At 37.1% G+C, this 25,707-nt stretch carries 19 protein-coding genes and 1 other annotated feature; of the genes, 15 read left to right on the top strand and 4 right to left on the bottom strand.

The genetic code is table 11. The features are described 5' to 3' along the window. The first annotated feature begins 19 nt into the window (after positions 1 to 19). Positions 20 to 2,140: a protease Lon-related BREX system protein BrxL gene (gene brxL, locus HMPREF9333_RS00410; protein WP_005538999.1), complete on the top strand. Its 2,121-nt coding sequence runs from the start codon at positions 20 to 22 to the stop codon at positions 2,138 to 2,140. Positions 2,141 to 2,279: 139 nt separating this feature from the next. Beyond that, positions 2,280 to 3,485, top strand: coding sequence for an oxidoreductase (locus HMPREF9333_RS00405; RefSeq protein ID WP_005538998.1), 1,206 nt, complete (start codon positions 2,280 to 2,282; stop codon positions 3,483 to 3,485). Positions 3,486 to 3,535: 50 nt separating this feature from the next. Here HMPREF9333_RS00405 and HMPREF9333_RS00400 read toward each other — a convergent pair whose 3' ends face one another. Further along, complete coding sequence (locus HMPREF9333_RS00400; RefSeq protein ID WP_005538997.1) at positions 3,536 to 4,369, bottom strand: SDR family NAD(P)-dependent oxidoreductase; 834 nt, start codon at positions 4,367 to 4,369, stop codon at positions 3,536 to 3,538. Between the two features lie 588 nt (positions 4,370 to 4,957). Between HMPREF9333_RS00400 and HMPREF9333_RS13710 the strand changes: the two genes are divergently transcribed. The 6 genes from HMPREF9333_RS13710 (at position 4,958) to HMPREF9333_RS12055 (ending at position 14,027) form a co-directional block, all read left to right on the top strand. Beyond that, positions 4,958 to 5,776 (top strand): C40 family peptidase, encoded by an 819-nt coding sequence (locus tag HMPREF9333_RS13710; RefSeq protein ID WP_050798085.1) that lies wholly within the window; start codon positions 4,958 to 4,960, stop codon positions 5,774 to 5,776. A gap of 253 nt (positions 5,777 to 6,029) precedes the next feature. Then, positions 6,030 to 6,827: a ribonuclease domain-containing protein gene (locus HMPREF9333_RS12835; RefSeq protein WP_005538994.1), complete on the top strand. Its 798-nt coding sequence runs from the start codon at positions 6,030 to 6,032 to the stop codon at positions 6,825 to 6,827. Between the two features lie 22 nt (positions 6,828 to 6,849). Then, on the top strand, positions 6,850 to 8,565 hold the full coding sequence (gene recJ, locus HMPREF9333_RS00385; protein WP_005538993.1) for a single-stranded-DNA-specific exonuclease RecJ: 1,716 nt from the start codon (positions 6,850 to 6,852) through the stop codon (positions 8,563 to 8,565). A gap of 99 nt (positions 8,566 to 8,664) precedes the next feature. Continuing rightward, positions 8,665 to 9,912, top strand: a complete 1,248-nt coding sequence (gene glyA / locus HMPREF9333_RS00380; RefSeq protein ID WP_005538992.1) for a serine hydroxymethyltransferase — start codon at positions 8,665 to 8,667, stop codon at positions 9,910 to 9,912. Positions 9,913 to 10,030: 118 nt separating this feature from the next. Further along, on the top strand, positions 10,031 to 10,555 hold the full coding sequence (locus HMPREF9333_RS00375; protein WP_005538990.1) for an adenine phosphoribosyltransferase: 525 nt from the start codon (positions 10,031 to 10,033) through the stop codon (positions 10,553 to 10,555). 160 nt (positions 10,556 to 10,715) lie between these two features. After that, positions 10,716 to 14,027 carry a L,D-transpeptidase family protein gene (locus HMPREF9333_RS12055; RefSeq protein ID WP_050798084.1) on the top strand — a complete coding sequence of 1,104 codons (3,312 nt, stop codon included), beginning with the start codon at positions 10,716 to 10,718 and terminating at the stop codon, positions 14,025 to 14,027. A 292-nt stretch (positions 14,028 to 14,319) separates the two neighbouring features. Here the strand turns inward: HMPREF9333_RS12055 and HMPREF9333_RS12050 are convergent, their stop codons facing one another. Further along, complete coding sequence (locus HMPREF9333_RS12050; RefSeq protein WP_005538987.1) at positions 14,320 to 14,808, bottom strand: 3D domain-containing protein; 489 nt, start codon at positions 14,806 to 14,808, stop codon at positions 14,320 to 14,322. Between the two features lie 526 nt (positions 14,809 to 15,334). On the opposite strand from HMPREF9333_RS12050, the gene HMPREF9333_RS00360 reads away from it, so the two are divergent. Continuing rightward, positions 15,335 to 16,210: a YoaK family protein gene (locus HMPREF9333_RS00360; protein WP_005538985.1), complete on the top strand. Its 876-nt coding sequence runs from the start codon at positions 15,335 to 15,337 to the stop codon at positions 16,208 to 16,210. A gap of 162 nt (positions 16,211 to 16,372) precedes the next feature. Here HMPREF9333_RS00360 and HMPREF9333_RS00355 read toward each other — a convergent pair whose 3' ends face one another. Beyond that, complete coding sequence (locus tag HMPREF9333_RS00355; RefSeq protein WP_005538984.1) at positions 16,373 to 17,302, bottom strand: SPFH domain-containing protein; 930 nt, start codon at positions 17,300 to 17,302, stop codon at positions 16,373 to 16,375. A 2-nt stretch (positions 17,303 to 17,304) separates the two neighbouring features. Next, positions 17,305 to 17,706, bottom strand: coding sequence for an NfeD family protein (locus HMPREF9333_RS00350; RefSeq protein ID WP_005538983.1), 402 nt, complete (start codon positions 17,704 to 17,706; stop codon positions 17,305 to 17,307). A 552-nt stretch (positions 17,707 to 18,258) separates the two neighbouring features. Between HMPREF9333_RS00350 and HMPREF9333_RS00345 the strand changes: the two genes are divergently transcribed. The 6 genes from HMPREF9333_RS00345 (at position 18,259) to HMPREF9333_RS00320 (ending at position 25,587) form a co-directional block, all read left to right on the top strand. After that, positions 18,259 to 18,528 (top strand): hypothetical protein, encoded by a 270-nt coding sequence (locus tag HMPREF9333_RS00345; protein ID WP_005538982.1) that lies wholly within the window; start codon positions 18,259 to 18,261, stop codon positions 18,526 to 18,528. A gap of 322 nt (positions 18,529 to 18,850) precedes the next feature. Beyond that, positions 18,851 to 19,096: a binding site (T-box leader), on the top strand. 78 nt (positions 19,097 to 19,174) lie between these two features. Continuing rightward, positions 19,175 to 20,302: an ABC transporter substrate-binding protein gene (locus HMPREF9333_RS00340; protein WP_005538980.1), complete on the top strand. Its 1,128-nt coding sequence runs from the start codon at positions 19,175 to 19,177 to the stop codon at positions 20,300 to 20,302. An 18-nt stretch (positions 20,303 to 20,320) separates the two neighbouring features. Then, positions 20,321 to 21,229 carry an ABC transporter permease gene (locus HMPREF9333_RS00335; RefSeq protein WP_005538979.1) on the top strand — a complete coding sequence of 303 codons (909 nt, stop codon included), beginning with the start codon at positions 20,321 to 20,323 and terminating at the stop codon, positions 21,227 to 21,229. Continuing rightward, positions 21,207 to 21,995 (top strand): ABC transporter ATP-binding protein, encoded by a 789-nt coding sequence (locus tag HMPREF9333_RS00330; protein WP_005538978.1) that lies wholly within the window; start codon positions 21,207 to 21,209, stop codon positions 21,993 to 21,995. Before HMPREF9333_RS00335 ends, HMPREF9333_RS00330 begins: the two co-directional genes overlap by 23 nt. 140 nt (positions 21,996 to 22,135) lie before the next feature. Next, positions 22,136 to 22,810, top strand: coding sequence for a vitamin B12 dependent-methionine synthase activation domain-containing protein (locus HMPREF9333_RS00325; protein WP_005538976.1), 675 nt, complete (start codon positions 22,136 to 22,138; stop codon positions 22,808 to 22,810). Positions 22,811 to 23,037: 227 nt separating this feature from the next. Further along, positions 23,038 to 25,587 carry a homocysteine S-methyltransferase family protein gene (locus HMPREF9333_RS00320; protein WP_005538974.1) on the top strand — a complete coding sequence of 850 codons (2,550 nt, stop codon included), beginning with the start codon at positions 23,038 to 23,040 and terminating at the stop codon, positions 25,585 to 25,587. The last annotated feature ends 120 nt before the right edge of the window (positions 25,588 to 25,707 follow it).

Below are 25,707 nucleotides of genomic sequence, written 5' to 3'. Positions count from 1 at the left end.
GAGGAGGCAGGAATTTCGTATGGAAATGATGGATATGGCGGCAGACGATACTCGTGAAGAACTGTGCAGGAAACTGCGCAGCAACTTTGACGGTCGAATCGTCCGCAAAGACCTGACAAAGAAAATAAGAGAAGGGGCAAATGTTCCGGTCTATGTGCTGGAGTTCCTGCTGGGGCAGTATTGCAGTTCAGACGATGAGACAATCATTGAGCAGGGCGTTCAGAATGTGAAACGCATTCTGGCAGACAATTTTGTTCGCCCAGATGAGGCTCAGAAAATTCTCTCCCAGCTGCGCAAGAACGGGAGCCATAGCATTATTGATATGGTGACAGTACATCTGGACATTAAAAAGGACTGCTTTTTTGCGGAGTTCTCTAACCTTGGACTTACCAATGTGCCGATTACGGATGATTATCCGGAAAAATATGAACGGCTGCTTTGCGGCGGTATCTGGTGCATCGTGCAGCTGGAATATGAGTCTGAGGGAGACAGCGGCTTTGGAATCACAGATATAGATGGACAGCCTATTTCCTCTAAACAGAAAAAGCAGAAGAATATCTCACCCATAAGCATACATAAGCTGACTCCGATCCAGATGCCCCATATCGACATCGAAGAAGTCCGCGAGGGACGCAAGGCGTTCACACAGGAAGAGTGGATGAATGTTATGCTGCGTTCCTGCGGATATGAGCCGGAACAGCTGAACAATCGGGAAAAGTGGCTGCTGTTTGCACGTATGCTGCCGTTGGTGGAGAACAACTTCAATCTCTGTGAGCTGGGGCCGCGCAGCACCGGTAAATCTCATATTTATAAAGAAATCAGCCCAAACAGTATCCTTGTGTCCGGTGGTCAGACGACCGTTGCAAATCTGTTTTACAACATGGGGCGCAAAACCGTGGGTTTAGTGGGCTTATGGGACTGCGTTGCCTTTGATGAGGTTGCCGGAATCAAGTTTAAAGACAAAGACGGCATTCAGATTATGAAAGACTATATGGCTTCCGGCTCCTTTGCCCGTGGCAAAGAGGAAAAGGCAGCATCGGCTTCTATGGTCTTTGTGGGAAACATCAATCAGAGCGTAGATGTACTGCTCAAAACTTCCTCCCTGTTTGATCCGTTTCCGCCGGAGATGGGAACGGACACGGCCTTTCTTGATCGTCTGCATTGCTACATTCCAGGCTGGGAGATTCCGAAGTTCCGTCCGGAACATTTTACCAACGACTACGGCTTTATCACAGATTACTTGGCAGAGTTTATTCGAGAACTGCGGAAAGAACAGTATGGCGATGCGTTGGATAAGTATTTCCGGCTTGGAAAGAACCTGAACCAGCGTGATACGATTGCTGTCCGCAAGATTGTGGGCGGCTATGTAAAATTGCTGTATCCGGATGGTGAGTTCACAAAAGAACAGATCGAAGAAATCCTAGTATTTGCGCTGGAGATGCGCCGCCGCATCAAGGAACAGCTGAAAAAACTGGGTGGAATGGAGTTCTATGATGTGAATTTCAGCTATATCGACCTTGATACCTTTGAAGAAAAATTCGTCTCTGTGCCGGAGCAGGGCGGCGGCAAACTCATCCCCGATGGCATCTGCAATCCTGGACAGGTATATACCGTAAGTCAGGGCAAGTCCGGTATGATCGGCGTATTCCGCCTTGAAAGCCAGATGCTGCCCGGTAACGGAAAATTTGAGCGCACTGGCCTTGGCAGCGACCGTGACTGCAAGGAATCCACGAATACGGCGTTTAATTTCCTGAAAGCTAACGGAAATCGAATCAGTGGCAGCATAAGCACCACGATGCGGGATTACATCATCAACTATCAGGATTTACAGGGTATTGGCATGACCGGAAAGCTGGCATTGCCTACATTGATTGCGCTATGCAGCATCGCTCTTGGACGGCCTACGGTCAATACACTTGCCGTGCTGGGAGAAATCAGTATCAGCGGCACGATTCTTAAAGTGGACGAGCTTGCTAATAGTTTACAGGTATGCCTTGATAGCGGAGCAAAGAAAGTGTTGCTTCCGATTACCAGTGCAGCAGACCTTGGCACCGTTCCACCGGAGTTGGTGGGCAGTTTTAATCTGATTTTCTACAGCAGTGCGGAGGATGCGGTGTTTAAGGCGTTGGGGGTAGAGTAATGCTAAAGATATGGAGGAAATGCGCCAATGGGGAAAAGTTCGTTGGAATATAGTGAAAAATTATATTCTCAAATACAATAAGAATATGGAAAACTTGTATATACCTATACATGCCATTTTAAGATGGCAGATCGACTGAATGGGCGTAATAATTTGGATAAAATGGGGACAGATTGGTCTATCAGCAATATCAACAGGTGGTTTTTTGGGAGTACTCATTTCAAATAAACAGATCCTGTTATGCGCTGGTGGACTATGTTCAACAGCACTTCTTGCCTTAACAAGCTATCTGAAGGATTACGGCTTTGCCGGTTTCCCCATCTCAGATGGCAGATTAATGGACTTTTTAATTTATGGAGATAAAAAAATGTTACTGAATCAACCGTTGAAACTGAAAAATATAATTCTTAGAAATCGTATTGTGATGCCACCGATGGCAACAGGTAAATCTATTGATGGAGTACCGGGTGATGTGCTGATAGATTATTATAAAGTCAGAGCAAAAGCTACTGCTTTAATTATTTTGGAACATGAGTATGTTTCCCCAGACGGTATGGCTTCAATCGGACAGCTTTCTATGGCAGATGACGGAGTAATTGATTCTTATAAGAATCTGACTGCCGCTGTTTGCTCACAGCAGGCTGTAATTCTGGCACAAATTAATCATGCAGGAGCTGCGGCAAGATATACCGGATTGCCGACAATTGCTCCAAGCCCTATAGTTTTATATGATAAACAACCAGTACCGCATGAGATGACTAAAAAAGATATTGCAGTAGTTATAAAATCTTTTACAGATGCTGCACTTCGTGCAAAAAAGGCGGGCTTTGACGGAGTGGAAATACACTCGGCACATGGTTATTTATTGAATCAGTTTTATTCGCCGCTTACAAACAAGAGAACGGATGAATATTGCGGTACTGCATTGGAAGGTCGTACCCGGATTCATACTGAAATTATTCATGAGGTGCGTAAGGCGACAGGAGAGGATTTTATAATTGCTCTTCGTTTTGGAGCTTGTGATTATATGGAGGGAGGCAGCAAGGTGGATGAGGTCGCCGCAGCCTCCGGGATTTTTGAGGAGGCAGGGATCGACTTACTTGATATATCAGGAGGTCATTGCGGCTATACGGTGGACACAAAAACACAGCCGGGATGGTTTTCGGAGCTTAGTGCAGAGGCAAAGAAAGCCGTAAAGGTTCCTGTTATTTTAACCGGCGGAATCACCTCAGGCGAGGAAGCTGAGAAATTACTTAAAGAAAATGTTGCTGATTTGATTGGAGTAGGACGTGCTGTGATGCAAAATGCATCATGGGCTCAGGAGGCACTTGCAGCTCTTAAATAATATGCATTTTATGTATTTCATTTTTGTATTTAATTAAGATTAAGTCGATTTTAAATCCAGCCTCCGTCTACGGTTATTATGGCACCGTTTGTGTAATTGTCTCTGTCTGCGAGGTAAAATATCAGCTCAGCTATATCTTCAGGCTTACCTAGACGACCTGCCGGTATCTCACTTTTTAATATATCAAGGGCTTGTTTTTCAAGCCCTTTGTTCATATCGGTATCAATTGCACCGCAGGCTATTGCATTTACATATATATTGCTTGGTGCAAGCTCTTTTGCGAGTGCTTTTGTAAATGCGTTTACACCGCCTTTTGATGCGGAATATGCAGTTTCACATGAAGCACCGCATATTCCCCATACAGAGGATATATTTATAATCTTTCCACGGTATGATTTTAACATAAGCGGAATTACGAGTCTGGTCATATTAAATACAGAACCGAGATTTGTATCAATTATATTTTTCCAGTTTTCATAAGACATATCCTGGATAAGACCTATATAGGATACACCCGAATTATTTACAAGTACATCTATAGTAAGATTTTTTTTGTCAAGCTCTCGGAATATATCTAAAAAGCTGTTTTCACCGGAGGCTTTGTTACATTCTGAAAAATTTCCGGTATCACATACCACTTCCCAACATGAGAGTATATTATCACTTTGACACAAATTCTGTTTTTCAGTATAGGTATTACCGGTATTATTTTTTAAAAGATATTCCTGCTGAAGTTTTAATACCTCGTCTTTAACACCAAGCAGTTTATCTTTATTGTGAATACAGTTGATTATAAGATTATACCCGTTTTTGGCAAATTTTAATGCGGCAGCCCTGCCGATTCCTCTTGAAGCTCCTGTTATAAGTGCCGTTTTTTGTTTCATAAGACTAATCCTTTCTTAAAATATGTATAGTTACAACTCAATAAAAGTTTACAGGCTGCTTTCAGCCTGTTTGGTTTTTAAGTCTATGTGCGGGGATTAATTATGTTGTTTGTATACATTATAATAAACTCCCGATTTAAAAATAAATTTTAATAATAAAAAGTTTTATATAAAGGCATGTTTAATTATATTTATATGTTACTGAATATATAGAAAAGCAAAAGATATGTAATATATACGTAACACATGCCCGGACAAATCTTAACATTTGTTTATAATTCTTAATTTTTTAATAATTCCTTAATAACTTATTGAATAGTGAATGTAAACGTGTTATAATAACTCAGGTTAATATTCAGGTACTGAAATTTTGAAGGATTTTTAAGAAATTCAGAATATAACCGATATAATATAAACTTTTGATTTTAATGTTTAGATTAGTAAATAAAGCTTAGTTTAAAATGCAGGCGACAGGCTGTATCATATAAAGATGTTTCAGCAGGGGTTTGTATGGATAGTTTATATTATTTTTTAGATTTTGACAACAGTTTATAAATTTTATAATATGAATGGAGATTTTTGCTTAAGATGAGAAAATATCTGGTTATGACAGCAATACTTTTTGGTATGAATACGTCAGCTTGTATAACAACTTTTGCGGATACAAATAATGCTGAAAATGAAATAGTGGCACCGCTTAATGTTGAAGGAAATGATACCAATCTTGTTAAAGAAACGGCTGTTAAGGAGACGGCAAAGGCTGAAACCAAAAAGGAAGCTTCAGGTGAAGAGATACGTGTAGAAAAGAAAGAAGACGGCAAGGCTGAAGGAAATAATACAGAGACTAAAAGTACGGAAACTAAAAAGGAAGAAACTGTTAAAAAGTCAAATGTAAAGGTTGCAGGCAATGAAACCTTAGTTGAAGAATTTGTTCCGGACCCTGAGGAAGAAGAAGAGGTAAGGAAGAGAACTGACAATTACTCCACGAGTATAAGTGAAGCGAAAACTTCATCATTCGGAGCATCTGCAAAACGTTCTTCATACAGCACTGAAAGAAATGCTATGGTAGCATATGCGAAACAGTTTTTAGGCAATCCGTATGTTTATGGGGGTACCAGCCTTACAAGCGGTACTGACTGTTCAGGATTTACCATGCAGATATATTCACATTTCGGACATTCAATAGGGAGAAATTCAAGGCAGCAATCAGGTAACGGAAGACAAATAACTGAGTCTCAGATACAGCCGGGAGATCTGATTTTCTATGCAAAGGGCGGTTACATAAACCATGTTGCTATGTATATAGGCAATGGTCAGGTTATACATGCAAGCAACAGGAAAGTCGGTATTGTTATATCCCCTGCAACATATAGAACTCCGGTTAAGATTGTAAACTTCCTTGACTAGAGATTATAAATAAAAGGTAGATATTTAAAGGTCGGTTTCCGGTGTGCCGGAGATCGACCTTTAGGGTTGAATTATATAAGTTCAGAGAAATGCTTGATTAGATGTTTTATATGCGAATATTTTAGCTATTTTATACTATCTGATACACGATTTGGGTATATTAGATACAGCTGCCTAAGGTAATATTACTTGGATTATAATTTTCTTAGGTATATGCCAGAGTTTATCATTACAAGTTTTATGAGGAAATTTTATGTACAGCAATGATATAATAAAACAAATAAAGAGGATTTTAAGCAAGTTTTTGTGGTGGCAGCCTGTTACAATACTTTTGCTTATGTTTGTAATAGGTCTTTCATCTTTTGCCGCACCGGGTTCATATAAGAATCTGTATTCCAGTTCGTCATCAAATAAACCTGAACAGTTATCAAATACCTATGTGCTTGGACAGGAAGATTTTACAAAAGAGGCAAAATCGGCACAGACTGATGCTTTGTTTTCCGATGATTCATTAGATCAGGATGTAGTTGAAAAATATACCTCTGATACAGATGTGCAGCAGGAAAATGAAAATTCCGAAAACCGGCAGGAAACACAGGATATGCCGGCTTCAGAGGAAACTTCGGCTGAGGCACAGAGTACGAGTACTCAGGCGCAGGAAACCGGGCTTAGCAGTGATGCACAGGCAGGACAGGAGTCTGCAGTTAGCGTTAAAGAGGACGGAAATTATATATCAAAGGAAGAGGTTGCACTTTATATACATACCTATAATAAATTGCCGAATAATTATATAACTAAGAAACTCGCAGAGCAGGAGGGCTGGAGAGCTGATGGAGGAAATCTTGATTCAGCACTTCCGGGTATGTGTATAGGCGGTGGAAGCTTCGGTAACTACGAAGGAAAGCTTCCACAGGCAAATAATCGCAAGTATTTTGAATGTGATATTGACTATGATGGCGGTATAAGAAATTCAAAGAGGCTTGTATATTCAAATGACGGCTTAATATTTTATACAGAGGACGGTTATAATACTTTTGAGCAGCTTTATTAAATTGATATGGAGAAAGTAAAAGATGCAACAGTGGATGCTGTATACAAAGCGGGCAGATTTCAATGAGATTTCTGCTCGTTTTCTAATTTTGCCATATACTGCAAGAATTATGGTAAATCGTGATATAAAAGAAGATGAGATGGAGATGTTTCTAAGACCTGATATAGGGGCACTACATTCTCCATATTTACTTGAGGGTATAAAGGAGGCGGCATTATTTTTAAAAAATAAAATACTGTCAAATAAAAGTATACTTATAGTCGGGGATTATGATATAGATGGGGTATGTTCAACTTATATATATTATTCAGCGTTAAAAAAATTAGGCGCCTGTGTTGATTATGTAATTCCTGACCGTATAAAAGATGGCTATGGAATTAATAAGTCTATAATAAATGAAGCTGCGTACCGTGGTATAGATACGGTGCTTACCTGCGACAACGGGATTAGTGCGTTTGAGGCGCTGTCATATGGAAAAAGTCTTGGACTTAATATTATAGTTACAGATCATCATGAGGTTTTTAAGGATGAAAACGGACAGGACAGACTTCCTGAGGCAGATATAGTGATAGACCCTAAAAAAAGTACATGCACTTATCCGTATAAAGAGATCTGCGGTGCTATGGTGGCGTATAAACTTGTAAAGGCACTATACGGGCTATATGGTATAGAAGAGTCTGAGGTATTTACAGAATTTGAGGATTTTGTTTCAATAGCTACGGTTGGAGATGTAATGCCGCTTAGGGATGAAAACAGGATTATTTTAAAACAGTCATTAAAAAGGCTTAAAAACACAAAAAATATAGGGCTTCTTAAACTTATAGAGGTATGTTCGCTTAACTCAAAGCAGATTACTTCATTTGATATAGGTTTTATAATAGGTCCCTGTATCAATGCCGGTGGGAGACTTGAAAGTGCAGAAACGGCACTTAGGCTGTTTATATCTGATAAAGAAGATGAGGCTGTAAATCTTGCCCTGCATTTAAAGGAATTAAATGACGAAAGGAAGGCTCTTACCCTTAAAAATTTTAATATTGCCGTAGAGCAGGTTGAAAAGCTGTATTTAAATGATAAGATTCTTGTAGTTTATCTAAAAGATTGTCATGAATCTCTTGCCGGAATTATAGCAGGCAGGCTTAGGGAAAGGTATTATAAACCGGTCTTTGTTCTTACTGATACACAGGAGGGAACTCTAAAAGGTTCAGGTCGTTCAATAGAGAACTATGACATGTTTAAAGGTCTGTGCAGTGCCGATATATATCTGCTTAAATATGGCGGACATAAGATGGCGGCAGGATTAAGCCTTGAGAGGGAAAAACTTGAACAGTTCAGAAAATACTTAAATGAAAACTGTACATTATCCGAAGATGATTTAAAAGAGAAAATATGGATAGATATAGCCCTTCCCTTTTCATACATAACAATTGACTTTTTAAAAGAACTTGAGCTTCTTGAACCGTTTGGTGCCGGCAATGCAAAGCCGGCATTTGCAGGGAGGGATATAGAAATACTTTCAGCAAGAGTATTTGGGAGTGAGAGAAATGTAGTTAAGCTTAAAGTAAAAGGCAGTGATGGTTTTGTAATTGATGCACTTGTATTTACTGACGGTGATAAATTTATAAAAGAGTGTCAGGAATATAAATATATGTCCGCTGTATTTTATCCTCAAATAAATGACTATATGGGTAGAAAAAATATAGAATTAATTATTAGACATTACAAATTTACTGGAAATTAGAATGGAAATAATATATACTATATACTACCGGCTTAGGCAGATATAACGCTATTTTTTACTTAAGCAGGCAATAGGCAAAGGAAATATGGAGGAAACAATATGATAAAAGAGATTATGAGTTTCATTGAAGATGGTGATAAGGAGGTGGGCAGTGCAATAAAACAGGAATATGCACGCCAGTCAAGAAATCTTGAACTTATTGCATCTGAAAATATTGTTTCAGAACGGGTTATGCTTGCCATGGGATCTGTGCTTACAAATAAGTATGCTGAGGGTTATCCTGGGAAAAGGTACTATGGAGGCTGTGTAGAAGTTGATGTGGTTGAAAACATAGCAATTGAAAGGGTTAAAAAGCTTTTCGGGTGTGAATATGCCAATGTACAGCCACATTCAGGTGCACAGGCAAATATGGCAGTATTTTTTGCTATGTTAAAACCTGGCGACACTGTTCTGGGAATGAGTTTAGATCATGGTGGACATTTGACACATGGTTCTAATGTAAATTTTTCAGGTAAATATTTTAAAAGCCTCTTTTACGGAATTGATAAAAATGGCTATATAGATTATGATGAAGTTGAGAAGCTTGCCGTAAGTTCAAAACCAAAATTGATTGTAGCCGGTGCCAGTGCATATGCCAGGGCGATAGATTTTAAAAGATTCAGGGAGATAGCTGATAAAGCGGGTGCATATCTTATGGTTGATATGGCGCATATAGCAGGACTTGTAGCAGCAGGATTACATCAAAGTCCTATACCTTTTGCCGATGTTGTTACAAGCACAACACATAAAACGCTAAGGGGACCAAGAGGAGGAATTATACTTTCAAGCAATGCTTTCAATGAAAAGTTCAATTTTGATAAGGCAGTATTTCCGGGTATACAAGGCGGGCCGCTTATGCATGTAATAGCAGCAAAAGCGGTGTGCTTCGGGGAAGCGCTAAAACCTGAATTTCGTGTTTATCAAAAACAAATTTTAGATAATTCAAAAGCACTTGCAGCCGCACTTATCGAAAAGGGATTTAAGCTTGTTTCAGGTGGTACCGATAATCATCTTATGCTTCTTGATTTAAGTGATATTGACATAAGCGGCAAGGAACTTCAGGTCAGATGTGATGAGGTATATATTACATTGAATAAAAACTCGATTCCGAATGATCCTAGAAGTCATTTTATAACAAGTGGTGTGCGTATAGGTACTCCGGCAGTAACAGCACGAGGGCTTAAAGAGGATGATATGAAAAAAATAGCACAGCTTATATGGCTGACTGTATTTGATTTTGAAAATAGTGCTGATCATATAAGAAATGAAGTGGTTAAAATTTGCGATGCACATCCTATATATAAATAAACAGCTTTAAATTAGTATATAAATAGTTTTATAATATAAATGAAAAAACGGGTAAAATCCCCTGTGCTTTAAGTGTAGGGGGTTTTATGCGGAATAATGTAGGAGGGATTATTATTTAATGAAGAAGCTTAAGGAATATATCAGGAGTATACCTGATTTTCCTGAACAGGGTATTATATTCAGGGATATTACAAGCATGCTTCAAGATGCTGACGGACTTGCACTTGCAGTTAATAAACTGAGAGATGAAGTAAAAGATCTTGATTATGATATTATAGTGGGGCCTGAGTCAAGAGGTTTTATATTTGGCGTTCCGTTAGCTTATGCAGAGCATAAACCTTTTATACCTATAAGGAAAAAAGGCAAACTTCCATGTGAAACAATAAGTGTAGAGTATGATCTGGAATATGGAAAGGGTATTCTTGAGATACATAAGGATGCCGTAAGCCCCGGGCAGAGAGTAGTTATAGTAGATGATCTTATAGCAACCGGAGGTACCACACAGGCGATGATAAAACTTATTGAACAGCTCGGAGGTGTAGTTGTAAAATTATGTTTTATGATAGAATTAAAAGACCTTAAAGGCAGAGATAAACTTAAGGGATACAGTGTAAGTTCACTTGTAAGCTATGAAGACGATTGATTTATTAAGATCGGATTCATGGTTTTATATAATGCGAATGTCTGCTTTAAGGTGTATAGCAATAAAAATAAACATATAATAAATAATTGATAATTAATTATGAAAACAATGAATATACGCAATATTATACTTGTGTTCAGCACATTATATGAGGAATCATATGGGGGATAATAAAGAATCAAAAGGTAGAAAAAGAAGAAAACTGCTGCTTGGTATAAGTAAAATGACAGACAAGGATATATATACAGGCGACAGTGATAATATAGATAATAAAGTAAATAAGATAAACAAAGAAAATAAATCACCAACTGATAAGTATAGTGATATTCATAAGGATAATGGTTCGGCAGGTATAAATGAGAGTGAAGATGTATTTGATTTTGTAATTTCAGCACCTAAAGCTCAGACTGATAAGACTGCAAGTGAATATAGAGGTGTAAGAAGGATAAACAGGGCTTCAAAAACATACAAAAGCCGTGAAAGAATTAATAATAAAAGGCCCGGATTATATAACATCACTCAGGATAAAGTCAGTCAAGATAGAATAAGTTCAGATAGAATAAGCTCAGATAAAATAAGCTCAGATAAAACCAGTCCTGATAAAACTGGTTCATATAAAACAAGTTCATATAGAAAAAACTCAGATAAGCCAAATTTATATAAATCTAATTCAGATAAAATTGATTTATATAAAACCGGTTCAGAAAAGACTAATACTGATGGTACTGATGATTTAAGAAAAAAGGGTATATATTCAAGAAAAAAGAGAAAAAGAAAAAAAGTTACAGAAATACGGGAATCCAATCATAGATCAGTTTATAATAACAGATCAGCTGATAATAGCAGCCTGGTTGATACCGATAAAGCACTTAAAAACAATAAAAATACTGAAGATTACAATACCAAAAACCTGCATAATTTGTTTAAATCTGATTTTAAAAAGCATGAAACAAAACAACAGGATATTAAAGAATATATAGGTTCCGGTAATGATTTTACTTCTGTTGATATTTATGAAGATGATTCCGCCTTTAATAATAATGATATTCCGGAATTTGGAAAAGATACTGAAATTAAAAGGGATTATACGAATGAAGACAGTTCAGATTTAAGCTCTGCAGATGATGGAATTTCGGAAAAGGAATCAGAATCAGATATTGATGACGACTTTATTCTTAAACCGTATGAAGTAAGCGATTTTAGAATTGATTCAGATATTAAAAATGATGAAAACAACACAGAATATAATATAGATGTTCCCTATTTTGAAACCCCGGATGATACCGATACAGGAACAAATCCGGATACTGATTTATTTCATGCTGATAATACGGATTTTAGTACAGAGTTTGATCATGACTATAAGTCTGTACCGGATTACAGCTTTGAAGCTATGTCGGATTTAGACCCGGATTTAAAATCAAACATTGAATCTGACAAACATGTTGTTGAAGCTGATGAAGACAATACATATAATGATGTTGAAAATGATATATATAACGATGCAACGAATAATATAGATAATATCGTATATGATGATGAAAATCATGACGACAGTCAGTATGATATTGATGTTTATATAAATCCGGAAGAGAGACGAAGCCGTTTAAGACCTGTTTTTAAAAATAAAAAAAGAGTAATGACAGCCTTGGGCATAATTTTAGGAGTTTTTTTAATAGCATATATTGTAAGGGCACAGACCTTTAATACCAGGTTTTTCCCTAATACATATATAAACGGTATAAATGCTTCATTTAAAACACCTGATGAAGTTAAGGAACTGATAAGGCAGGAGATAGAGGTTTACAGACTTGAAATAAAGTCAAGGGAGAATGAAGCAACGAGTGTTTCAGGCAAAGAGCTTGGAGTCAGGTTTAATTTTGATTCTTCACTTAATGAAATGTTAAAAAAACAGAACCCCATGTCATGGGCATTACATTATATAAATAGTGATGAATATGATGTTGATAGGGTCGTTGATTTAGATACAAACAAATTTACAGACACTGTTTACGGACTTTCATTTATGGATGAGGCTTCATTTAAGGAGTCTGAGGATGCAAAGATATCTGAGTACAAGAGCGGTTCGGGTTACAGTATAATTCCGGAATATTACGGAACTGCACTTGATAAATCAAAGGCACTGAATGCTATAAGTTCGTCAGTAAAGAGGCTTGATACTGAATTAGACCTTAATGAAGTTGAGGGTATTTATACGGATCCTGTAGTAAAAAAGGATGATGAGGTTCTTATGTCAAGGGCTGAAGTCATGAATAAATATACTAAGACGGTTATAAATTATCCGAGAGGAGTCGCTTTAAACGGAGATACCATAAGCGGCTGGCTTGGAGTCAATGAAAATGGTGTAGTTGTTATAAATTCTGATGCTGTAAATGACTATGTAAAGCAGCTTGCAGGAGAGCTTGATACTGTAGGCAAACCTAAGAAGGTAATAACATCCTATGGCAAGACTATAAATGTTAACAGCAAGGGCTATGGATGGAAAATAAATCAGCCGGCAGAGGCACAGGCTATAAAGGAATATGTTATAAGGGGACAGGATATAAGCAGGGAACCGGTTTATTCCTCAAGAGCTGCTTCATTAGGTGAAACCGACTACGGAAATACTTATGTTGAGATAAATCTAAGTGCACAGCATCTTCACTATTATAAAGATGGGCAACTTATATTGGAATCCGACCTGGTTTCAGGAAATTTAGCAAAGGGACATAGAACTCCGCCGGGAATATTTTCAATAAGCTATAAACAAAGAAATGCCATTTTAAGGGGACCGGGCTATGCTGCACCGGTGTCATACTGGATGCCCTTTAATGGAGGTATAGGTCTTCATGATGCCAAATGGAGAGGAAGCTTCGGTGGAAATATTTATAAAACGAGTGGTTCACACGGATGTATAAATCTTCCTGCCGGTATTGCAAAACAGATGTTTGAAAATATTGACAAGGGCTGTCCTGTAATATGTTATTATATGGATGGTTCAGAGGTTGATACAGTTACTGCACAGGCACAGGAAGAAAAAAAGAATGAAAATAATGAAGCTTTAAAAAAGAACGAAGAGGCTGCGAAAGCTTCACAGGAAGAAAATCCTAAGCAGACGGAAAAGGACTCGCAGGCGGCAAAAGCCGAAAAAGCGAAACAAAATACCACCCAAAAAGAAAGTCAGAAAAAGGGGAAAACAAAAGCTTCACAGACTGCGCCCGCTCAGTCAGGTTCTGATGAAAAAACCGGTGAAAGTACACAGGAAAAAGCTTCATCCAAGGAACAAAAGAGCAATTTAAAAGAAAGTAAAAAGGAATCAAAGCAGCCAGCAGAAAAAAGCGGCAGTTCACAGACTAAAGCTTCTGAAAATAAGGAAACCAAGGGAACTAAAGAAAATCCTAAGGCAGTGCTTGAATCGCCGGGAAAAGGTTCTGCACCTACACTCGCAACCGGTCAGTCTGGAAATCCTTAATAGATTTTATAAAGTAAATTATGATACAAGTGTCAAAAGTACAAAAATTCAATGCAAGCTTGCTTGCAAGAGAATTTATTATCTTTTGACACCTACATCAAATTATATAATAAAAACAAAAGCCCCGTATATGATATGTATTTAGAATTCCGGGTAGATATCATATACGGGGCTTTTACTATAATTATCCGGTTTATTTTACAGCATGGCTAAGCCTGCCGTATCGTACTACAGCACAGCAAATATGAGATCCATATAAAACTGTAGTGTATACTAAGCTGACATGAAATAGCTATTCCACAAGATAGATATCCAGATACTGCTCTCCATGTGAATGTGCAATTTCTGGAGTATCGTAAAATATATCAACCCAGTTGCCGTAAACACCTGTATCTTCAACAGTATATACTATATCGCTGTTGCCTATTCTAATTTTTGAACCATTTGGGAGTACACTCCAATCTGCTGAAACAGTGTGATTTTTTTTAGGATAAACTCCACTTGCGGTTTTCTTTAATTTGTCCGGCGTACTATCACAGTAACCTGTAGTTATAAACTTACCAAGATATTTGCCTGTTTGAGAGGTTTTTGTAACCGGTGTTTCCTTGCTGTAAATTTCGTTTGACGAAGTATTTACAGTTGTTGGCGCAGGCGGAACTATCTCTTCCAATGTAGCCTGCTTTGACGCACTGCCATTCTGCTTTGCGGCAAATGCCGTGTTTGGAAATACTGTCAGTGCTGTAAGGCTTAAAGCCAGTATTTTTATTGCAGATTTTTTCATCTACACCTCCGTGTTTAAAAGGACATCTTGTAATGTCATGCTGTTTAGAGTTATATCTGTAATGGGTAATATTTAATAAATTTCCCATCTGTTACATTATAATTACAGAAATATTAATTGTCAATAAATATTCTCAAGTAGAAAGAAGAAATTTATAAAACAGACATCATTTTGCAAATTTTAGCCTTGGATATTTTTAAAGGAAAGACTGATTAAGTATTTTCCTGCAAAAATCGTAGGCGATTTTACCTTTAATATGTATCATACATAATGTTTAGCAGATGTCATGCACATCCAGCTAAGAAAATGATGATTAAAGTATTATTTTATTAAAGTTATATTTAACAGTAAAACCCTCTCTATAATTTGCACTCTAACAGTGTATATTGTATAATAGCAAGGTCATAGTAAATAACCATCTATTTTACTTTAAAAGCATATACCTTTATAAAAGCATATCTTTTTATAAAGTATATATTTATAAAAAACATATATTTAAAATAATGAATAGATTTTAGGAGTTTTAATGGATAGTAATTATTATACTGAAAATGACGTAGATAATACTGGCATGGCAGATTTTGCCGCTAAACCTGCGGATAGTCAGGTTAAAAAAGAGATATCCACAGATATAGGCAGTCCGGGCAAAAAAAAGCTTTCCATGGATACAGTCAGTTCCGGCAAAAAACGGATTTTCAGAGATACAGGCAGTCCGGCAAAAAAACAGATGTCCGAATCCATGCGTATAGCCTGTCTTCTCACATTGGCAGGGGGATTCCAGGATGCTTATTCATATATTTTAAGGGGCAGGGTCTATGTAAATGCACAGACCGGAAATATAGTAATGCTTGCACAGAGCCTTTCTGAGGGGAATTTTTCAAAAATACCGCACTATATACTGCCGCTTTTTGCCTTTATATCAGGAGCTTATACTGCACAAAGGATAGAGATTCATTTTAAGAATAATAAAAATATACATTGGAGGCAGATTGTGCTTATTATAGAAATAGCATTTATGATTATATCAGGATTTCTGCCCCATGAGCTTGATTCACCTGCCAATATGCTTCTGTCATTTATATGTGCTATGCAGATTGTTGCTTTTAATAAATTCAGAGGCAATCCTTTTGCTACTACTATGTGTATAGGTAATTTAAGAACTGCAACCACACTTTTATGCAAATATCATGTTGCTAAAAATACAAATATGCTTATCACAAGCCTGCATTATTTTTTTATAATATTTATGTTTGCGGTAGGTGCCGCTTTTGGTGCAATTATATCAAAAAGAGCAGGACTTTATTCTATATGGACTGCTGCAATATTTTTAATAATATGTCTCATTATGATGTTTAAGGAGGAGGCTGTTCAAATAAAGTTTTTGCCTCTTTATAAAGATTAAAACAGGTATTTGAATATTACAGTAAAGACCGGACAGGTAAATGCACCTGCCCGGTCTTTACTGTAGTGCACCTTGCGGCACACATTTCTATATATTAATGTTAATGATTGCTTTTAGAATAAAAAGCGAATTTATAAGATTTACAAATTTACAAAAAGCCGTTTAAAGCTCAGGATTCTCTGTATTCTGTTTGGTATCTGCAGTATATTTTTCATTCATTTCCGCAAAGCTTGTTACCATACCGGCGAGATTTTGAAGATTGCTTGGTATGATTATCTTTGTTGACTGTCCGTCAGATACCTTTTCAAAAGTTTCCATTCCTTTTAATGCAATTACTGCATGTGAAGGATTTGATTCATTAAGAAGTTTGATACTCTCAGCCTTTGCCCTCTGCACTTCAAGTATTGCCTGTGCCTGACCTTCCGCTTTCTTTATAGCAGTCTCCTTAGCGGCTTCTGCATTAAGTATTGCGGCTTGTTTTGCACCTTCAGCAACAAGTATGGCACTTTCTTTTTTAGCCTGTGCCTCAAGTATATTCGCTCTTTTTTCTCTTTCCGCCTTCATTTCTTTTTCCATAGCAACTCTTATGTCCTGTGGAGGGAGTATGCTTTTAAGCTCAACACGGTTTACTTTTATGCCCCACGGGTCCGTGGCTTCATCAAGTTCCATTCTCATAGTTGTATTGATCGTATCTCTTGATGTAAGGGTCTGATCAACCGTCATATCGCCTATTATATTTCTAAGCGTCGTTGCAGTCAGGTTTTCAATCGCAGCAATAGGACGTTCAACACCATAAGTATATAATCTTGGATCGGTAACTTGAAAATAAACTATAGTGTCTATCTGCATAGTTGCATTATCCTTTGTTATTACGGGCTGTGGCGGAAAATCAACCACCTGCTCTTTTAGTGATATTACAAGTGCAATCCTGTCAAATATAGGATTTGTAAAGTGAAGCCCTGAATGCAGACTCTGTGAATATTTACCAAGTCGCTCAACTACAAATACTCTTGACTCAGGAACTATCCTTACTGATTTAAATGTTATAACTATTATTACTGCTAAAATTACAATTATAATTCCCCAACCCATATTTATACCTTCTTTCCAAGTATTATTTTATTTCCGTCGAAGGATTCGATAAATGCACAATCTCCCGGCATATATCCTTCAGCGCCTCTTGCAGACCATATAGCGCCTTTATATTTCACCTCATACAGGCATGTATCCTTTTCAGATTCAACTATCCTGTTTATAGTAACTTCCTCCTGCCTTAGTTTATCTTTTGGCTTCATATAGCTGCGGCAGAGATTTCTAAATGACAACAGAAAAGTAAGCGACATCACTGAAAATATCAGCATCTGATATATAGGTTCAGTTATAAAGGGTGATATAAATACCATTATCAGTGCCGCTGCCGCAAACCACACCGATACAAGAGCGGGTATAATTATCTCTATCAGCACAAATACTGCAAATAATATTCCCCAAAGCAAAACAGTATCCTCCTTTCATGTAAAGCTTATTTTTTAAATATTCACAGCCATAACCTGTATATACATATCTGCATAACGGCACTAAAATATACACATATTAGATGCAGGCAAAAATACTTGATTTTAGTCTGTGTTATAGCGGCAAAGTCGCTATAACGGGCAGAATCATACCGTATTTTACGAGTGCTGTTTATGAATATTTTTAGACTGCTTTACAATTTAAATTATACCACTAAAGAATTTCTATGTCCACTTTATCCATATGACGGCAGCGGTGAAGAATAAATTTATTTTTATTTTGCCACCTTCAGTTATTTTCGATTTTTTCTAAACTATCCACAGCTTGCTTTGAAAAAATTTTAATTATCCACATGCTATAAGGCTATTACACCCCGAGCAAAAATTTTGTGGATTATTTATTAAACTTTTTTCTGATTTTTTCTTTTCTTTTACCACCTCCTATGGTACAATATGCCTGTCATTTGAGATATATTGTAATTAAAGTCTTTAAACTACAAATTTACAAAGATAATTTTATTAATGAGGTGCAAAATGTGGTTTATATTAATTTTAGTCTTGGGAACTTTAATAGCAACTGTATTAAATATCAATCAAAAAATAAAAAACAGGGAAACTAAATTTTTAAGATTTATAAGTTTAGGACTTACTGCATTAACCGTTTGTGCCTTTTACAGTGATAGTTCCTTGATGGCTGTAAAAGGAAATATAACAGGATTAATGGATGTTATGCCTACAGTAAGCAAAGCTTTATGGATATTTGTCATTGCTTCAGTGATACTTAATGCCTTTTCTTTAAAATAAAACTGCATGCAATCTCTGTATAAAAAACTGTATTCTACACTGAAGTAAAATATAATCCCTCATAGTGCTTGTAATACAAGTGCTATAGGGAATTTTTGTTTTGCAATATGTTGCTTAAAAATCCGGCATTTTTGAGGTTTATCAAAGTTTTATTTAATTACAAGTGTCACAGATTCGCACTTTTACAGCTTCCATGCCCCGGCTGTTTCATCCTCTCTTTTTTCTTACAGTTTCTTATCATTGTACTTCGATGGAAGACGGGATTATGTAAAATAAAATTCACAAAACTATTGACAGCTTTATTTTTTTAGTGTATTATGCCGTAAAACCGCTGATTGGGAAATAAAACATTTTAGTTGCTTACAGAGAATCGGTGTTGCTGGAAATCCGATAGAGATGACGATTTGTAAATGGACCCATGAGGGACTGATGAAAGCTTAAGCTAATTAGGTGAGTATCCCAGTACGGAGGCTTCCGTTAAAAAGCAGAGGATGTGTTGGCATCTTCACAAGAGAGAGTAATTTTATTACTAAAAAAGGTGGTACCGCAGGCTATGCTTGTCCTTTTACAGGGACAGGCTTTTTTTTTGCAAATTTTAAAAAATTAATTTAATCAATATTTAATGTAGTTTAAGGAGGACAAATTTATGAATTTATTAAAGAAAGATATGTTAACAAAGGCTTTATATGGAATACTTACAGCGGCAATGGCAGTTTTTATCGCATCAGGATGTACACCTCGTAAGGATAAGGCGGATTCTCAAAATGAGAGTGTACAAGTGAACAATGAAAGCTCTGCACAAAAGTCGGATTCAGCGGATAAAAACGTTGAAAACAGCACAAAAGAAGATGTTTCCGATAAAAAAGATTTACCTAAGATAGGTGTTATACAGCTTATGGAACATACATCATTAAATATAATTTATGATTCATTTTCAAGTGAAATGAAAGAACTTGGTTATGAAGACGGCAAAAACTGTGAGATTAATTTTAAGAATGCCAATGGTGAGATGTCGAATATACCTACGATAGTTCAAAATTTTGATAGTGATAAACAGGATATAGTTGTTGCAATTACAACACCGGTAGCACAGGCTGCAATGCCTCTTACTAAAACTACACCTGTTATATTTTGTGCAGTTACCGATCCTGTAAAGGCAGGAGTTGTAACTGATTATAACATTACTGATAAAGGAATGACGGGAACTACCGATGCGGTAAATGTTGAAAAGATTATGGAGCTTGCACTTAAAATAACTCCTGATGTAAAGAGTGTAGGTTATATATATAATCCGGGTGAGGACAATTCTGTAAGCAATCTTAACAAGCTTAAAAAATTTTGTGATGATAATAGTCTGAAACTTGAAGAGACAGGTATTGCTTCAAGTGCAGATCTTCAGATGGCTGCAAATACCATATTGGGAAAAGTAGATATGCTTTTTGTGGCAAATGACAATACGGTGGCTGAGGCTATGCCTATACTTATGAAGGAGGTTATAGCAGCAAAGAAACCGATTTATGTAGGTGCCGATTCTATGGTAATGGACGGAGGTTTTGCTACACTGGGAATTGATTATACCGACCTTGGTAAAGAAACGGCACGCATGGTTGATAAGGTACTTAAAGGGGAAAAGGTTGAAAATATACCGGTAAAGGTATTTAAAGATGATTTGTATATCTATGTAAATACTGATACTGCGAAAGAACTTGGAATCGAAATTCCAGATGATATAAAAAATGATCCTAAATTTAAGGAAATTAAAAATAAACAGTAATGATAAGGGAATAATAAAATGGCTTTTTCAGCATTAATTCAGAGTATAGAACTCGGGCTTATATTTGCAGTACTTTCATTAGGGTTATTTATAGCTTTCAGAGTTCTTAATCTGCCTGATCTTACAGTTGACGGTAGCTTTGTAACAGGTCTTGCCTACAGTGCTGTCTGGACAGTTGAAGGTAACCCTGTTACAGGGATAGTAATGGGAGTATTGGGTGGAACGGCAGCAGGTGTGGTTACAGGCATACTGCATACAAAATTGAAAATACATGAGATACTGGCAGGGATTCTTACTATGACAGGACTTTATTCAATAAATCTTATGATTATGGGCTTAAGTCCGACTATAAACTTTTATGGGAAAAAGACCGTTTTTACATTTGCTGAAAATAAGCTTTTGTTTAACGGAACTTCTCTTGGAAAGCTTGTGTTTTTGCTGTTTATTACATTGATACTTGTAGCTGCAATATATATTTTTTTAAAGACACAGATAGGGCTTTCACTTAGAGCGACAGGCGATAATGAAGCTATGGTAAGAAGCTCAAGTATAAATACCGATGCTATGAAAATCCTGGGATTTGCCATGTGCAATGCCATTGTTGCGTTTTCAGGTGCTTTGTATGCACAGTATAATGGCAACGCTGCTCACAGTGTTGGTGTGGGTATGCTTGTTTTGGCACTTGCGAGTATAATTATAGGTGAGGCAGTGGTAGGAAGACGAGGTATATTAAGAAATCTGATTGCAGTATGTGTAGGTGCAGTGATTTATCGTATAATGCTTGCAAAGGCATATCAGCTCGGATTGCCTGTAACAGGACTTAAACTTTTTAGTGCGGTTATGGCTGTTGCTGCAATAAGTCTGCCTCTTGCCAGGTCTGAATTTCTAAAATGGAGGAAGCGCCATGCTGGAAATAAAAAATCTTAAAGTAATATTTAACGAGAATACAGTAAATGAAAAGATTGCACTTGATTCAATAAATCTTACAATTAATGATGGAGATTTTATTACAGTTATAGGAAGCAACGGTGCGGGAAAAAGCACATTGCTTAATTCTATTGCGGGCAGTATAGAGGTATATGAGGGCAGCATAATAAACAACGGAAAAGATATAACATATATGAAAGAACATAGAAGGGCGAGGTTTATAGGCAGGCTTTTTCAGGACCCTTTAAAGGGAACTGCACCGCATATGACTATTGAAGAAAATCTCGGACTTGCATATAGCCGTGGCAAAAGTATAAGGTTCGGATTTGGGGTAAGAAAAAAAGACCATAAACTCTTTAAGCAGGCATGTGAACAGTTAGGGCTGGGACTTGAAAACAGGCTTAAATCGGAGGTGGGGCTTTTAAGCGGAGGTCAGAGGCAGGCACTTACGCTTTTAATGGCGACTCTTAAAACTCCGGAGCTTCTTTTACTTGATGAGCATACGGCAGCACTTGATCCTAAGACAAGCAGGCAGATACTTGAAATTACAAAAAATATAGTTGAAAAAGATAAAATAACCACGCTTATGATTACACATAATATACAAAATGCTATGGAATACGGCAATAAGACCCTGGTTATGGCAGGAGGCAGCATTATAAAAGTGCTTGAAGGTGATGAAAGAAAGGGTATGACAATACAGGATATAATGAAGCTGTATGCTGCAACTGATGAGATGCTTTCAGACAGATCCCTTTTGTCTTAAGGTATAGTACAGATTATATATAGGATTTTATTTCTTCATGAGCAGATAACAGTTATTGTTTTTAAAATTCTATACTTCAACTTGCTCTTTTGTTTTTAGTATATTATTATATTCTGTTAAGGAGGGAGGAAGTTGGAGATATGGAAATATTGCTTAAAGCTGAAGATAAAAGCGAGATATTGCGTTTTCTCGAATACCGTGGTCAGGAAATGGACGAAGAATTGTCAAAGCAGATAGACAGATGTATGGAAATAATTAATACTGCTGCAGAGCCTGCATATATAAGCCGTGAGTTTGATATGAAACCTGACGGCTCATATCCTGATGAATGTAGCTTTTTAAACGGCAATGATATAAAAAAGCATCTTTTGGGATGTAAGAAGATAATACTTATGGCTGCTACGCTTGGTGCAGGTGTTGAAAATGCCATAAGGAGAGCACAGATAAAGAATGTATCTGATGCGGTTATTATGGATTCATGTGCAAGTGTGCTTATAGAGGCGGTATGTGATACAATAGATGCCATGTTCAGGGCTGAATATGAACAACAAAAACTTTTTTTAACTATGAGATATTCACCAGGTTATGGAGATCTGCCTATAAGCATACAGAAAGATTTTATATATCTTCTTGATACTGTCAGGCGTATAGGTCTTAATGTAAGCTCAAGCGGCATAATGATTCCCAGAAAGTCGGTAACTGCCATTATAGGAGTAAGTGAAACTGAGAGAAAGGCTGAAAAGCTTGGTTGTGCAGGTTGTAATTTAATAAAGGCATGCAGGTTTTTAAGACGTGGAGTTACTTGCGGTCGGTGAGATATTATCATAGTAAAAGGCTGTAAAGATAAAGTTTATACCATTCTGTAATTTTAGGAATAAACTTCAAAACATGCGATAAATTATAAAGGATAAAGACCTGTAATCTACAATAAATATATTCATATTATTGTTTAAGAAGGACTATATTGATTTATATATGGAATTTTACCATAATAATTATAAAAATACTGAGGACAAAATCAAATATAAAAGGTGGGTTAAAAATGGAAGATAGTGCTGGAAATATAATTAATCCATTAATATCAAAAGGGATCATAAAACCGGGTAAAATCTCAATACTTGACGGAGGAATGGGAACTATGCTGCTTGCTGCCGGCATGAAGGCAGGCGAACATCCGGAAGTATTTGCTTTTAATAATCCCGGAATAGTTGAAGATATCCATAAAAAGTATATAGAGGCAGGGAGTGATATAATATATTCATGTACTTTCGGTGCTAATGAAAAAAAGCTTAAAGGCTGCGGTATAACAACGCTGCAGGCGGTGTTATCAGCAGTAAAAACTGCAAAGAAAGCTGCTTCTTTAAAGGAAGGTGTAAAAGTTGCACTTGATGTAGGTCCTATAGGTGAGCTGCTTGAACCGCTTGGAACTCTTTCATTTGATGAAGCTTACAATATCTATAAAGAGGTAATGTCCATAGGTGAGGAAGCAGGGGCGGATCTGATAGTAGTGGAAACCTTTACAGATTTATATGATGCCAAGGCTGCCCTGCTTGCAGCCAAGGAGAATACATCGCTTCCGGTAGTTGTAACTATGAGCTTTGAATCAGGAGGAAGGACATTTACAGGAACTACTATACCCTCTATGGCTACAGTGCTTACAGGGCTCGGAGCTGATGCGATAGGCTTTAACTGTTCTCTGGGGCCAAAGGAGATACTTAAGTTTGCAGAGGAACTTGTGCAGTGGACGGATCTCCCGGTAGTAATAAAACCTAATGCAGGCTTACCTGATCCGGTTACCGGAAAGTATAACCTGAATGCCTCCGATTACGCTTCAGATATGCTTGCGTTTAAAAAATTCGGAGTATCAATGATGGGAGGCTGCTGCGGTACCGATCCTGAATATATAAATAAGCTTAGATTAAGTCTTAAATGTGAAAGAGATGCCCGAAATGCCGCAGACATAAAAACGGCAGGCATGGATTCTTCAGACTCAGATCTAAATTCGTCTATATCAATAAATGACCGTGATTATGATGAAAATATTTTAGAAAATTACAAAAGCACAAGGAAGATACGTTATGGTGTATGCTCATCATCAAAGATGGTTGAGCTTAATAAGGTCAGAGTTATAGGTGAGCGTTTAAATCCTACAGGAAAACCCAGATTTGCACAGGCACTTTTAGAACATGATATGGATTATATAAGCAGGATGGCGATAGAACAGGAAGAAAGCGGTGCACAGATACTTGATGTTAATGTAGGAGTTCCGGGGGCGGATGAGCCGTCACTTATGATCGAAACCGTAAAAGCAATACAGGGAATAACATCCCTTCCGCTTCAGATTGATTCTTCAAACCCTGCTGCTATTGAAGCAGGTCTTAGAGCGTTTAACGGAAAAGCTATTATAAATTCTGTAAATGCCGATGATGAGAGACTTGATCTAATACTTCCTATAGCTAAAAAATACGGTGCGGCAGTAATAGGGCTTTCATTAAGTGAAAGAGGGGTTCCGCAGACCGCACAGGAGAGATTTGACAATGCGGTTTATATACTTAAAAAGGCTATTGAATATGGGCTTAAAAAAGAAGATGTGTTTATAGACTGTCTTACACTTACAGTATCTGCACAGCAGGAGCAGGCTGTACAGACATTAAACGCATTACGAAAGGTAAAGTCGGAGCTTGGGCTGCATTGTGTTCTGGGAGTAAGTAATATATCATTTGGACTTCCGGAAAGGAGTCATATTACTGAAAGTTTTTTAGTACAGGCAATGTGCTGCGGACTTGATCTGCCTATAATAAACCCAAATGTTTCAAGTCTTATGGATGCGGTATATTCCTATAAAGTGCTTTCCGGTGAAGATGAGAACTGCAGTGATTATATAATGCGGTTTTCTGCCAATAAGGAATCAAAGGAAATAAGCGGTGATATAAAATGCGATGTTCATGCTGACATGACCATAGAGGAGGCTGTACTTAAAGGATTGAAAGTACAGACAAGAGAGATTGCGGCAAAACTGCTTGAAAGCATGAGTGAAAATGATCTTATAAATAATAAACTTATACCTGCGCTTGATATAGTGGGAGATAAGTATGAAAAACAGATAATTTTCCTTCCGCAGCTTATAAATTCAGCAAATGCCGCATGTGAGGCATTTGAACTTATAAAGGAAAGATTAGCCAAATCAAATACGCAAGGAGTGTCTAAAGGAAAGATAGTGCTTGCCACTGTAAAGGGCGATATACATGATATAGGTAAAAATATTGTAAAAATAATACTTGAAAACTACGGTTACAGGATTATAGATCTGGGTAGAGATGTACCCATAGAAAATGTAGTAAAGGCAGTTATAGAAGAAAAGGTAAATCTTGTGGGACTTTCAGCACTTATGACTACAACACTACCTTCTATGAAAGAAACCATAGAGGCTGTCAAGGCGGTTTCTCCTGAGTGCAAGATATGGGTTGGCGGAGCTGTTCTTACACCGGATTATGCTATGGAGATAGGAGCAGATTATTACGCAAAGGATGCAAGAGCTTCGGTTGACATAGCAAAACTCTCATTTCCGGAAACTATAGAAGATAATTTATAAAAGTAAGATAACTTATAAAAATATAAGATATAAAAATACAGAAATATAAGGGCTGTAAAAACTACCAGTTTAAAACAATAAACTTCTAAACCGGAAATTTACGGAATAGAACTTAATTTA

Origin of the sequence: Johnsonella ignava ATCC 51276 (assembly GCF_000235445.1) — a bacterium.
Lineage (GTDB): Bacteria > Bacillota > Clostridia > Lachnospirales > Lachnospiraceae > Johnsonella > Johnsonella ignava.
Note: the sequence above shows the minus strand (reverse complement) of the source record. Positions and strands in the feature narration are given on the sequence as shown.